This window comes from Candidatus Avelusimicrobium alvi, assembly GCF_958451995.1.
In the GTDB taxonomy this organism is placed as follows: Bacteria; Elusimicrobiota; Elusimicrobia; order Elusimicrobiales; family Elusimicrobiaceae; genus Avelusimicrobium; species Avelusimicrobium alvi.
Genome location: NZ_CAUDSG010000003.1, coordinates 26,138 through 39,081, shown reverse-complemented (window position 1 = coordinate 39,081; position 12,944 = coordinate 26,138). Strand labels below are relative to the sequence as shown.

At 56.2% G+C, this 12,944-nt stretch carries 8 protein-coding genes; 6 read left to right on the top strand and 2 right to left on the bottom strand.

Annotated elements, in window-relative coordinates:
• Positions 1-95 precede the first annotated feature (95 nt).
• The 3 genes from ACQY36_RS01370 (at position 96) to ACQY36_RS01360 (ending at position 7,538) form a co-directional block, all read left to right on the top strand.
• On the top strand, positions 96-1,280 hold the full coding sequence (locus tag ACQY36_RS01370) for a trypsin-like peptidase domain-containing protein (protein WP_428077414.1): 1,185 nt from the start codon (positions 96-98) through the stop codon (positions 1,278-1,280).
• Positions 1,281-1,409: 129 nt separating this feature from the next.
• A complete protein-coding gene (locus ACQY36_RS01365) occupies positions 1,410-6,800 on the top strand; it encodes a hypothetical protein (RefSeq protein WP_428077413.1) in 5,391 nt (1,796 codons plus the stop codon).
• A 6-nt stretch (positions 6,801-6,806) separates the two neighbouring features.
• A complete protein-coding gene (locus ACQY36_RS01360; protein ID WP_428077412.1) occupies positions 6,807-7,538 on the top strand; it encodes a ComF family protein in 732 nt (243 codons plus the stop codon).
• A gap of 74 nt (positions 7,539-7,612) precedes the next feature.
• On the opposite strand, the gene ACQY36_RS01355 is transcribed toward ACQY36_RS01360, so the two are convergent.
• Complete coding sequence (locus tag ACQY36_RS01355) at positions 7,613-8,905, bottom strand: serine dehydratase subunit alpha family protein (RefSeq protein WP_428071474.1); 1,293 nt, start codon at positions 8,903-8,905, stop codon at positions 7,613-7,615.
• Entirely contained in the window at positions 8,905-9,591 is a 687-nt protein-coding gene (gene radC / locus ACQY36_RS01350) for a RadC family protein (protein ID WP_428077411.1), read from the bottom strand. Before radC ends, ACQY36_RS01355 begins: the two co-directional genes overlap by 1 nt.
• An 81-nt stretch (positions 9,592-9,672) precedes the next feature.
• Here radC and lpdA point away from each other — a divergent pair, with 81 nt between their 5' ends.
• The 3 genes from lpdA (at position 9,673) to buk (ending at position 12,924) form a co-directional block, all read left to right on the top strand.
• A complete protein-coding gene (lpdA, locus tag ACQY36_RS01345; protein WP_428077410.1) occupies positions 9,673-11,043 on the top strand; it encodes a dihydrolipoyl dehydrogenase in 1,371 nt (456 codons plus the stop codon).
• Positions 11,040-11,750, top strand: a complete 711-nt coding sequence (locus ACQY36_RS01340; RefSeq protein ID WP_428077409.1) for an RNA methyltransferase — start codon at positions 11,040-11,042, stop codon at positions 11,748-11,750. Before lpdA ends, ACQY36_RS01340 begins: the two co-directional genes overlap by 4 nt.
• A 61-nt stretch (positions 11,751-11,811) precedes the next feature.
• Positions 11,812-12,924, top strand: a complete 1,113-nt coding sequence (buk, locus tag ACQY36_RS01335) for a butyrate kinase (protein WP_428077408.1) — start codon at positions 11,812-11,814, stop codon at positions 12,922-12,924.
• The last annotated feature ends 20 nt before the right edge of the window (positions 12,925-12,944 follow it).

Here is a 12,944-nt window from a genome sequence, read left to right as displayed (position 1 = left end):
CCGGGCGGGAAATTACGCGCCCTGGGCCCGGACCCACGGCGGACTGGGCCTTTTGGCCCTGGTGCGGACGGCCCCGGTTGGGCTACAATAACTTTATGAGAATTGTAAGCCTCTTTTTATGTCTGTTGCTGGCCGCACCGTCCGTTTTTGCGCAAAAAGTGCCCGTGAAGGGATTTTTGCGCGCGCTGACGCGCAAAACCGAAGCCGTTTCTGTTTCCAATTTGCGCTACGCGCGGGGGGTCAAGCTTCCTGCGCTGTCCGCGGCGTATTCTCCCGCCGGCCGGGCGGCTGAGCTGCGGCGTTTGATGCGGGAACAGCAGCCGGTTCCGCCCTCCCGAAAGCCGGATTTGGCGCCCGCCGCTCCCCAGGCCCTGCGCGGCCCGGCGCTTGCTTGGAACGGTGCGGAGGCGGCCTCTGCGCTGAAAGAAACCGAAAGGCATATCCGTTCGTCTTTAGTGGTTGTGCGGGGGCGCGCGACGGGCGAGGCGCTGGGCAGCGGGTTTGTGGTCCGCTCCTCCTCCGGCAAACTCTATGCGGTGGCCTCGTATCATATTGTGGGGCGGGTGGGAAATATGTTTTCGCTGGAATTGTACCGGGCGGACGGTACGCCGGTGCGTTATGACACGGTCCTGGTTTCCGCCGTCGGCGCATTCGGGCTGAACGCGCCGGACGCCGCGGTGCTGGAACTGCCCTCTTCGGCGGCGGAATATGTCCGGCCGCTGAAAGTGGCCAAAGAAATGCCGCAGCCCGGCGATGAGCTGGTGGTGTGGGGTTCGCCCTATACGGAAACGGCTTTTGCGCGGGTGGATGAGCTGAAAGTGAAACAGGCCGAAGGATTTAAAATAGTGATGGAAAGCAAGGACGTGTCCGATGATTTCAACGGTTTTTGCGGTTCCCCTTTATTAAACGCTAAAGGCGAAGTGGCCGGCATTTACAGCGGGCATGCCCCGGCGGACGAATTTGTGTTTGGGGTGTCTGCGCGCCGCACGCTGGATTGGCTGATCGGCGGCTACGAAGGGGGGATGTCCCCTTACTACGGCTATCAGTTCCGCGGGCGGACGGCGGTGCGGCTGCAGGGCGGAGAAAGCGTGGGGGACGTGCGTCTTTTTGATTCGTCCGGCCGTCTGCTGCAAAAAGTTTATTTGCCGCGTTATGCGGGGCCGTTTGACCCCGCCCATACGGAACGGCTGTTTACGGATGTGCGCCGCGGGGACGTGCTGGAATTTGACATTCTGGTGCACCGGGCGGTGTCCCGCACCGAGCGTTTTGAAGTGCCGTAAAAAGCGGCGGAACGGAATTTTTAAAAGGGGCTCTTAAAAAGGGCCTCTTTTTTATGCAAAAACCGGATTAATACCGATATAAAATAGGCAAATATTATAGAATGGAATAATGAGGTATTTTTTCCCCCTATGAAAATACTGCGGCTCCCGGTCGCCCTTTTGCTCATCCTCCAGTTCGTCGCCGCCCCCCCGGCCGGCGCCGAAACGCTGCCGTACAGCCTGGTGGATAAGGACCAGTACGCCATTTTTGCAGAAGACCAGGCCGCCCGGCAGGAGGAAGAACTCGCCCTGGAAGACCCGCCGGACGACGCGGACCTGCTTAAATACACCAATGAGTTTTGGCGTCAGGCCGTAACGGCGGTGGAAGGCTCTTATAAGCTGGACAAAGGGCCGGAGCCCATTCCCGATTTAACTTTGTTAAACCCCACCCTGTCGCTGCCTCTCTACGGCACCAGCATCGCTTTGACGGGCCGTTATGTGCTGGGCTTTAAAATGGCCGCCAAAAAATATAAAGAAGACGACAACAACAGCGTGGAAGAGCGCAATGACAGCAGTTTTGAGATGCAGCAGGAAATGCAGCTTAAAATGCAGGGTAAAATCCTGGAACGCGTATTTGTGGATATTGACTACGACGACCAGCGCGAAGAGGAAAAAACCATCTCCGTGGCGTACCGCGGCAAACCGGGCGAACTGGTGCAGCTGGCGGAATTCGGCGATATCAACCTGTCGCTGCCCGAAACGGAATTTATCGCTTACCAAAAACAGCTGTTCGGCGCCAAAATGCACTTACAGCACCAGAACGCCAACCTGTATTTAATCGGCTCGCAGACCAAAGGTTCCAGCAAGCAGAAGCAGTTTGTGGGGAGCAGCGTGTCGGAAATCGTGTCGCTGGCGGACACTTCTTACATTCGCCGCACGTATTACGATTTGACGTTCGGCGGCAACATCCGCCCGTATATTGACGACCAGGGCAATATCCGCTACCCGGTTGACCGCACCGCTTTTAGCGACTGGACCATGCAGATGGGCAGTATTTCCCCGGGTACGGAAGAAATTTATTTGGACAGCAACACCACCTCGTCCGACTATGTACCCGTGGACAAAACGGCCACCGACGTATTGGGCGGCGGCGATTACCAGGCCAAATGGCAGCTGTTGACGCGCGGCGTGGACTATACGGTGGATTACGCCAGCGGCATCATTACCTTTAAGCGCACCATCACGGCCGAGAGCGTGCTGGCCGTGGACTACCGCGACACGCGCGGCAACCAGTTAAGCAACGCCATGGGCACGCCCGGCACCATTAAACTCATCAAGACGGAAAACGACAAATCCGTCGTCTCCGGCGCGGGCCTGGCGACCGAAACCGCCAACAAGCTGGAGCTCAAAACGTATTACAACATCGGCGCGCAGAAAATCACGCAGGACAACGGCAAAGGCAATTTTATTTTGCAATTGCAGGACGCCAACGGCCAGGCCGTTTCCAGCCAGTATTACCAGTACCCGAGCTACATTAACGTGGATTTTGACACCGGTATTTTTGATATGACGTACCGCATCAACGACACCGGCCTCTACGGCGCGACGCCTACGTCCGCGCGCAACCTGACGTTTAAAATCCAGTACGAATCCACCGTAAAAACGTATTTTATTGAGTCGGACATCGTACTCCAGTCCGAAACCGTAAAATTAAACGGCCGCACCCTGACGCGCAACAACGACTATTACATTGACTACACCTCCGGCTTCATCACCTTCTATAAAGGCGATGAAATTACCGAAAATTCCGTCATTGACATTACCTACGACACCACCACCGGCTCCAGCTCCAACAATTCCGTTATGGGCGGCCGGCTGGACTATAAGCTGTTTGATAAAATCGTGATGGGGGCCACGGTGCTGAAAGAAGGGGGAGATAAACCCTCCACCGTGCCGCAGGTGGGCAGCTATTCCAAAGATTTGCTGGTGTACGGGGCGGACATCAACGGTAAAGACATTAAACTGGCCGATCCGCTGTCCGTTGATTTCAGCGCGGAAGTGGCCAAAAGCCAAAAAAAGCAGAACCTGTTCGGCTACGCGATGGTGGACAGTATGAACGAAACCAACGAGCAGGTGGCCGGTTCGCGCGTATTTAAAGACTGGATTATCGCTTCCAACCCCAGCGGCCTGCCGTCGTTTTTGGACTCCATCCATTGGGACACGCAGGACTTGCCGTCCCTGGAAATCAACCCGCACTCCATCGCCAACTACAACGACAAACAGCAAGTGCTGATTTTAAATTACGACTTTACCAAAGGGGTTGATTTTGACGGCCGCGACGAAGTTTCCATCGTCTATCCGTTAAGCCAGAGCGGGATGGACCTGTCGGACAAAACGTCTTTTGAACTGACCATGCTGGGCGAAGAAGGCGGCCCGCAGGTAAACTTTACGTTCGGTAATATTTCCGAATACTCCGACAGCGGCACCGGCATGGACACCCAGTGCGGCACCGGCGTGCCGAAAACCGAAGACGTTTACTGCCGCAGCAGCCTGGCCCCGAATGAAGACATCGGCTGGCTGTTTACCAACCCGGACGGGACGGAAGAACGGTACAATCCGTTTGTAAACAACGTGTTTAACCCGGAATCCCAGCCCAACGGACGCATTGACTCGCAGGATTTAAACGGCAACGGCAAGTTTGACCCGGAAGATATCCCGCTTCAGGGCAACTTCGGTTTTGCGGGTGCGTCCATTAACGGGCTGGTCAACAATACGGCCAGCAACACTTCGTGGCAGACGTACACCATGCCGCTTTTGCTGTCCACCGCGGAAAAAGCGCAGTGGACGGCCGTGCGCCACCTGCGCATCACCCTTAAAAAAGGCCAGAAGCTGAAAGGGCAGATTAAAATCGCCAACGTGTCTCTGTCGGGTACGGCCTGGAACACGCAGAACGAAACGGACCCGGACGTGTTTTCCGTCTCCGGCATTAACAATGTGGACAATACGGACTACGAACCTATTTTTTCGGACCGGACGGGCGACGGGCTGACCGTGTTCAATTATCTCTACGGCTCCATTGAAAATTATAAAAAATCCACCGGCTCCACCAACGCGCTGGACCAGTCGCTCAACATTAAATTCAATACGGACGGCCTGCCCGCCGTGTCCGACGACGCACCGGAAGATTCTCCCGCCGGCGAACGCTACGCCAACCGCAACTTTAGAAGTATGGACTTTACCCAGCACCGCGAGTTCCGCTTTCTGCTGCACGGGGCGGTGGAGCAGGGCACGGGCCGCGCGCTGGACCAGGACGGAACGGAGTTTTTCCTCAAAGTCGGCACCGAAAGCAATTTTGACAAAGTCATCGTGCCCACGAACTTCCGCGGGTGGCGGCTGATTTCGCTTAAAATGGTGGACACGAACGGGGACGGCGTGGCCGATGCGTTTGAAGACGCGTCCGACTCGTCGTACAATGTGCGCGTGGTGCGCCACCGCACCACCGGGGGAATTATGAATTTCCGCGAAGTAAGCTTAATGCTCACCGGCGTGCAGCGCCAGGACGGCACGACGGGCAGCAAGGGCGAAGTGTGGTTAAACGTCATCCATTTGGCCGAGGCCATTACGTTGGACGGCACGGCCTACAAGGGCGACGTGGTGGTCCGCCTGGACGAATGGGGCAGCGCGGGCGCAAAATACAAATACCAGGACAGCAATTTTGAAACGCCGCTGGCCGTATCCAAAAATCAGGAAGTTACGGAAGAAGAATACTTTTTAAAAGTGGATAAAATCAAAGAATTTCCGATGCAGGCCAACCTCACGCGCTCCAGCACCGTAACCCCGATGGTTACCGACAGTACGGACTACAACACCGTCAGCCTGCTGGACAAAGGCAAGGTGGACCGGCAAACCGCCGTGGTGCGCGGGGACTTTATTAAAGAAAATCTGCCCAAAATCGGCCTGGAGTACACGGTGGACAGCGTGGATTACGATGCGATGAAACGCAAGGACAACGCGCGCACATACGGCGCGACGCTGTCCCACTCCGCGGGTTCGTTTAAAAACATTTCCGCCGGATACCACATCACGGATTCGTCCATTGATTACGAGCGCGACAAACATCTGGAATCCGCCAACTATTACAATACCGACGAAAATACCCAAAAAATGAATATGAAGGTGACGTACCAGCCCAATAACAATTTTAACTTTACGCCCAGCTATAACCTAAGCAAAAGCAAGGAAGACCGCACCCAGTACGCCCAAACCGAGCAGAAAGATTACAGCTACCCCAAGGCCATGACGCAAAACACGGGCTTTAACAGCACGTGGAAAATCGCCAAATGGCTGGCGCCTTCGGTCAGCTACAACATCAGCACGGTGGAAAACAACAACCTTACGGCCAAAACGATTTCCGCCGCCGGCAAACAGATAGACGTGGGCGTGGGCGAGGTGAAAACCGTCAACCGCAACGCGGACGGCGGCGTGTCGCTTACGCTCAACGGCAACGAATTTTTCCCCAAAAGCAAATTGTTAAATACGTTTGTCATTTCGTCCAGCTACCGCATTCAGGACGCGGACTCGTGGGCGGATGTGGACAGCGATTTTGATTCGCGCAAAGCGCTCTGGATTCGCAGTTCTTTAAAAGACGTGGGCGAATACGGCTACCGCAAAAGCCTTATTCTGCGCGACACATTCACCTCCACCCAGCGCTGGAGTCCCCTGTCGCAGTACAACCTGGGCGGAGCCGCCGCGCCGTTAAAAACCATTTCGCTGATTAACAACTTTACCAAAACGCTCCAAACCAACGACCAGACCGGCACCGAGTACGATTCCACCAGCTTAACCCTGCCGGATATGACGTTTTCCATCTCGGATTTGGAAAAGTTTTTCTACGGCGGCAAATGGTTTAATTCTTCCAACTTAAAACTGCGTTACAGCTGGGTGGAACAAACCAATAAAGGCACGGACGAGCAATACACCACGCAGTACGGCGGAGACTTGCGCTTTATGCTGTTTAACTATTTTGACACGGTGCTTAACTACACCCGCAAAGAGTCCGACAAGACGGACCTGCGCGTCGGCACCAGTTTGGAAACCGTGCGCGACAACAACATTTCCGCCCAAACTTCTTTCTACATCGGTTCCATGCGCGTCACGCCCAAACTGCTCTACTCCTCGCACGATAAATGGCTGGTGGCCGGCCAAATCAGCGAAAGCACCACCGAAACCACCCCCAGCTTGAACCTGCGGTGGGACTTTAACATCCCGCGCGGGTTTAAACTGCCGTTTATCAATAAAATGTACAATGCCACCAACCGCGTGATTTGGAACACCACCTTCACGTATAAGGACAAACGCTCCCCCGTGGAAGTGAAAGACAACTATAAAATGTTTGATTTCAGCACGTCTTTGGATTATGAAATGTCCCAAAACCTGCGCTTTACGCTGGGCGGCGGATTTACCATCTTAAACCACGCCTACGTAAAAACCGAAGACTACACCGCCTATAACGCGGCGGCCAACATAACCATACAGTTCTAAACGCGTATGAACACTTTTTGGAAAGCGCCTTTTAAACTCTTTCTGCATTTTTGGTTTCCGCGCACCTGTTTTGGCTGCGGGAAAGATTTGGCGTGGCGCGCCGAGGAGCCCTTGTGCCCGGCATGCGCGGCGGCTTTGGCGGCCCCGGGCCCGCTGGTGTGCAAACGCTGCGGCGCGGTATTAAAATCCGGCGGTGCGCACTGCTACGCCTGCCGGGGAAGCAAGGAACGGGAATACAAATGCCGGGTGATTCGTTCGGCTTTTGTGTTTAATACCTCTTCGCGCGCATTGGTGCACGCGTTAAAATACGCCCGGGCCGACTACCTGGCCGGGTATATGGGCGGGCTGATGGCGGAGCGTTTTAAAAAATATCCCGAACTGGCGGACGCGGAGCTGGTTATTCCGGTGCCGCTCTATCCCAAAAAGAACCGCAGGCGCGGTTACAACCAAAGCGAACTGCTGGCAAAAGCGTTCGGCCCGAAAGTGGGCCTGACGGCGGACACCGTTTCGCTTTCGCGCGTGCGCGACACCGTCAGCCAGACTACGCTGGGCCGCAGGGGCAGGCTCCTTAATATGGCCGGAGCTTTTTCCTGTAATAACCGGGCGGCTGTAAAGTGCAAAACCATCCTGTTGATAGACGACGTAGCCACCACCGGCGCCACGCTGGAAGGCTGTGCGGAAGCGTTAAAACAGGCGGGCGCGAAAAAAGTGCTGGCGTATACCTTCGCCCGGGAATAACAGGGGATATGGTGAATTTGAATGAAAAAACCCGGCCGGATGCCGGGTTTTTTAGAATCGGGTTTTATTCCGTTTTAGCCGTTGCATTTTTCCTGCATAATGTCCACAATCATCGGGTCCACCCGGCTCATGCCCACGGTGGAAATACTGCCCAGGTTTTGGATGGTTTCTTCGGCGGTTTTGCCCACAAATCCTTCCACTTCGGTAATGCCGTAATCGTGCACGGCCATATAAGCGGCGCGGATGGCCGCGTCCGTGGAGCTGACCACTTTCAGCGCGCAGCCGCTTTTGGCTCCGTCGCAGAGCATACCGCCGATGTCGCTTATAATGTTGTTAATCGCCAGCGTAACGGCGGGCACGCATTTGCCGCGCTGTTGGTAGACGATGGCCGCCGTCGCGCCTACGCCCGCGGCGATGGCGCAGCCGCAGATGGGCGCGAGTTCGCCGGTAAACACTTTTACGTAGCCGTTTAACAGGTGCGAAAGCGCGATGCTTTTTAAAATCGTTTTTTCGTCCACTTCCATTTCTTTGCCCACTTTCCACGGCACTAAAATGGTTACTACGCCCTGGTTGCCCGATTCGCCGCTGGCCATTACGGGCACGGCCTGGCCGTCCATACGCGCGTCGGCGGCGCAGGCGGTTAAAATTTTGGTGGAAGAAATCAAATCCATTTGCAGCAGGCGTTTGCGGACGAGCTCTTTGATGTAAAAGCCCACTTTTTGCAAAGCCTGGCCCATTTCGGCGGCTTTTAAGTTCATATCCACGCCTTTTTTGATGTACGCCAGGTCTTCGTCGTCGGCCTGGTCGGCCGCGTCCAGCAGGTCCTGCAAGGTGGCGTTTTTGAGGGCGTTTTTAAAATCGTGCGCTTTTTGGGCGCAGTTTGCTTTTTGCGGCGTTTTATCCACTTTTACGTCTGTACCGCAGGATAAAAACGCCACTTCGGTATGGCTGCCGGCAATCACGCATTTGGCCGTTTTGCCGCTTACGCCCGTCAGTGCGGCTTCAATATAAAAGCCGTGCGCGCCGGGGGCCACTTCCATGGTTACGCGGTGCTGACGGATGATTTCTTTGGCTTTGGCCAGCACTTCTTTGTCCGCCGCGCCCAGAATTTCCATATTCAGTTCCGGCTTGGCCAGCAGCATGCCCATGGCTCCGGCCAGCAGGTTGCCTTTTTCGCCGTCCGTATTGGGGATGCGTACGCCCATCCCGTTTTTGTAGGTGCCGGCGTCCAGCTTAAAATCGGCTCTGGCCGCTTCTTCGCCCAGTTCCTTGGCGGCGTGGGCCGCGCACAGGGCGACCGATACCGGCTCCGTACAGCCCATGGCCGGATAAACTTGATATTTTAATACCTCTTTTAAAAGATTCATTATATTTTCCCGTTGGCTTTTAAGCTGTAATGCGCGCCTTTGCCGATGATGATGTGGTCGTGCACCGAAATACCAAACAGCTCCGCCGCCCGGATTACGCTTTGCGTAAGGTTGATGTCTTCCTGGGAGGGAGTCGCGTCCCCGGACGGATGGTTGTGAACTAAAATAATGGCCGAAGCCTTGGCCGCCAGCGCGCATTCCACAATCTTGCGCGGGGATACGGCCACCCGGTCAATCAGGCCGGACGCCACCACCTGCGTGCTCATAACGGTGTTTCGCACCGAAAGGTAGATGACTTCCAAACATTCTTCTTTCCTGCCCGCCAAAGACGCTTTGCAGTAATTCAGCACCTGCTGGGGCGTGCGGATGGTTACGCGTTCTTTTACTTCGTCAAACGAGTACTTTTTAAACACGGCGCGGATGAGTTTTAAAAACTGGGCGGTGTTCTGTCCCACGCCGGGCACGTTGGTTAATTGGGCTGGGTCGGCGTCAAGCACGGCGGCCAGCGAACCGAATTTCTTTAAAAGAGCCCAGGCAATCGGTTTGGTGTCTTTTCGCGCAACGGCGTACGTCAGCAGCAGTTCCAGCGTTTCGTGGTCCAGAAACGAGTCCAGCCCCGCCGATGCGAATTTTTCACGGATGCGTTCACGGTGTCCGATATAAGACGGCTTACTGTTGTTTGGCATAGGGTTTCCTGTTTTTTATTATACCGTTTTTAATGCTACAATAGGTATAATCAAAACGCCGTAAGGCTAATAGGGGGCGCTATGAAAAATATCGTTGTAATCGGCGGGGGCCCGGGGGGCTATCCGGCCGCTTTAAAGGCCGCTTCGCTGGGGGCCAAAGTAACCTTGGTGGAAAAGAACAAAGTGGGGGGCGTGTGTTTAAACTGCGGGTGTATTCCCTCCAAGTCGCTGTTGGACGCGGCACACCGTTTTCATACCGTTCAAACCATTTCTTCGCTGTGCGCGGACGGCGCGCAGGACGCGGCGGACCGGCTGTTCGCCCTGCGCGACTGGGGGAAAATCCAGGCCCGCCAGCAGGCCGCCACGCGCAAGCTGACGCAGGGGATTGGGTTTCTGCTGAAAAAAGCGGGCGTGGACGTGCTGACGGGGGAAGCTTCGTTTGACAACGCGCACACGGTTTCAGTCCGCCTGCCTTCCGGGGAAGAGCAAAAGCTGGAAGCGGACGGCGTGATTCTGGCCGCCGGGAGCGAAGCGTTTTTCCCGCCGCCTTTTGATAAAATCAAAGATAAAATTTACGACAATTCCACTATTTTTGCCATTCCCTCCCTCCCCAAAACGCTTACCATCGTGGGCGGGGGCGTGATCGGCTGCGAGTTTGCGGACTTGATGAGCGCTCTTGGCGTGGCGGTAAGCGTGGTGGAAATGCAGCCGCGCATCCTGCCGCTGGAAGACGAAGGCGCCGCCCGCGCGCTGGCGCAGGCGCTTGCCAAACGCGGCGTAAAATTCTACACCGGTTTAAGCGCGCAGGACGCGGTGGAAGAAAACGGCGTGTTTACGCTTACGCTTTCGGACGGACGGAAAATCACGTCGGACGCGGTGCTGGCCGCTATTGGCCGCAGCGTGGATTTAACCGCTTTAAAAATGGAAAATATCGGCGTGGAATGGACGCGCCGCGGCGTGCAGGTCAACCCCGAAACCTTGCAGTTAAAAGACAATATCTATGCGGTGGGGGACGTGAACGGTTTGTTCCAGCTGGCCCACGCCGCCAGCCGCCAGGGCGAGGTGGCCGCTTCCAATTTATGCGGTGTTCCCGCCGTATATCACAACAATGCGGTGCCGCGCGCCATTTACACCACGCCGGAAATCGCTTCCGCCGGGCTGACCCGCCAGCAGGCCGAAGCGCAGGGGCTGACGGTTAAAAGCCACAAGGCGTTTCTCCTGGCTAACGGCCGTGCCGTGGCGCAGGACCAGACCGAAGGCTATTACGAGCTGTTAAGCGACGCGCAGACGGGCCGGCTGGTCGGGGCCGTATTTGCCGGGGCCAACGCGGCGGAGCTGATTCACGTAGTCGGCGTGGCGCTGGCCGCACAGATGACGGCGGAGCAGTTAAAAGAAGTGATTTTCGCCCATCCGACGTTTGCCGAATCCATTGGAGAGGCCCTGCACCGATGAGTGATTTTTGCATTGTCCTGGTCCGCCCGCGCGACCCGAACAACATCGGCGCCTGCGCGCGCGCCATGGGCAATTTCGGCCTGTCCGATTTGCGCGTGGTGGACCCGTACCCGCCCGTCTGGCGCGAAGCCGTCAGCGCGGTGGGCGCGGCGGACATTTTGCAAAACGCCCGCAAATGCGCGGATTTGGACGAAGCCCTGGCCGACGTGCATTTTTCCCTGGCCTCCACCGCCCTTAAAAACCGCGAAATCAAGCAGGAAATCATCCCGCTGCCCCAGTTAAACGAACGGCTGGAGCAAAATCCCGCCGGGCGCACCGCTTTGGTGTTCGGCAACGAAAAAAGCGGCCTTTCGGGCGCGGACATTGAACGGTGCGACGCCGTGCTTAATATCCCGACCGCCGCCAAACAGCCGTCCATTAATCTGGCGCAGGCCGTGATTTTAACCTGTTACGAGCTTTCCCGCCGGCCCGGTTTTACCGCCCTGCGCCGGCCCGGGGAGGAGCCGGACGCGCCGACGGACGCGCAAAAGGAACTGTTTATCGCGTCGGCCGACGTTTTGTTTGAAAAAGCGGAGTTTAAGACCGATTTCTCCTCCTCCCAGCGCAAGGCGCTCCTGCGCCGGATGCTTACGCGCCAGGGGCTTGCCAGGGAACAGCTCTTTTTCTTAAAAAAACTGGCCGATAAATTGGCGTCCAAACTGCCGTAAATCGTCCGGCCAAAGGCCGGATATTTTGTTAAAATATAGGTAATGCGACAAAGGGGGCATTATGGATTACAACATCCTGGTCATTAACCCGGGCTCAACTTCGGACGACATCGGCTACTACCGGGGGGATAAACCCGTTTTTGAAGTAACTGTGCGCTATTCCCTGACCGATTTGGAGCCCTACGACGGCAAAAACGTTACCGAACAGCTTCCGCTGCGCCGCAAACTCATCCTGGATTACCTGCTGGACCATAAAGTGCCGCTGAAAGAAATTGACGCGGTCATCGGCCGCGGCGGTTTTATCCGCGCGCTGGAAGGCGGCGTTTACGCCGTAAACGACCAGATGGTCAGCGATTTGGAAACCGGCCGCTACGGCGGCATACACGCCAGCAACCTCGGCGGTATTTTAGCCCGCGAAGTGGCCCAGTATGCGGGCTGCCCCAGCTTTATCGCCAACCCGGTGGTGGTGGACGAGCTCCAGCCCGTCGCGCGCTATTCGGGTATGCCCGAAAATCCGCGTATTTCCATTTTTCACGCTTTAAGCCAAAAACGCGTGGCCCGTTTGATTGCCGAAAAACTCGGCAAACCGTATGAAGAGATGAACTGCATCGTCTGCCACGGCGGCGGGGGGATTACCGTCGGCGCGCACCGCCGGGGAAAAGTGGTGGACGTAAACAACGGCTACGAGGGCGACGGCCCGATGACCCCGCAAAGAAGCGGCGGCACGCCCAATTCCGGGCTGGTGCAGATGTGCTTTTCGGGCAAATACACCCAGCGCGATATGCGCCTTAAACTGCGCGGCAAGGGCGGCCTGGTGGCCTATACGGGCACGTCCGACGTGAAAGATTTGGAAGAATTTATCCGCACCGGGAAAAAACGCCCCGGCTCCCTCATCCACTGCACCCGCGAAGAGGCCGAACTGGCCGAAAACGCGATGATTTACCAGATTGCCAAGTACATCGGCTCCATGGCCGTGGTGCTGGAAGGAAAGGTGGATTTTATCGCGCTTACGGGCGGGCTGATGTACAGCAAAACCATCCCGCAGCAGCTCAGCCGCTACGTGAGCTGGATTGCGCCGGTGTACGTGTTCCCGGGCAGCGAAGAAAAAGACGCATTGCGCGAAGCCGCGCGCCGCGCGCTGGACAACCCTAAAATCGTAAAACAGTACAGCTGATTTATATTATTACCCCAAGG

Excerpts from the sequence above, each read along its gene's own strand:
- ACQY36_RS01370 (WP_428077414.1), top strand. The coding sequence starts at position 96 with ATGAGAATTGTAAGCCTCTTTTTATGTCTGTTGCTGGCCGCACCGTCC.
- ACQY36_RS01365 (WP_428077413.1), top strand. The coding sequence starts at position 1,410 with ATGAAAATACTGCGGCTCCCGGTCGCCCTTTTGCTCATCCTCCAGTTC.
- ACQY36_RS01360 (WP_428077412.1), top strand. The coding sequence starts at position 6,807 with ATGAACACTTTTTGGAAAGCGCCTTTTAAACTCTTTCTGCATTTTTGG.
- ACQY36_RS01355 (WP_428071474.1), bottom strand. The coding sequence starts at position 8,905 with ATGAATCTTTTAAAAGAGGTATTAAAATATCAAGTTTATCCGGCCATG.
- radC (WP_428077411.1), bottom strand. The coding sequence starts at position 9,591 with ATGCCAAACAACAGTAAGCCGTCTTATATCGGACACCGTGAACGCATC.
- lpdA (WP_428077410.1), top strand. The coding sequence starts at position 9,673 with ATGAAAAATATCGTTGTAATCGGCGGGGGCCCGGGGGGCTATCCGGCC.
- ACQY36_RS01340 (WP_428077409.1), top strand. The coding sequence starts at position 11,040 with ATGAGTGATTTTTGCATTGTCCTGGTCCGCCCGCGCGACCCGAACAAC.
- buk (WP_428077408.1), top strand. The coding sequence starts at position 11,812 with ATGGATTACAACATCCTGGTCATTAACCCGGGCTCAACTTCGGACGAC.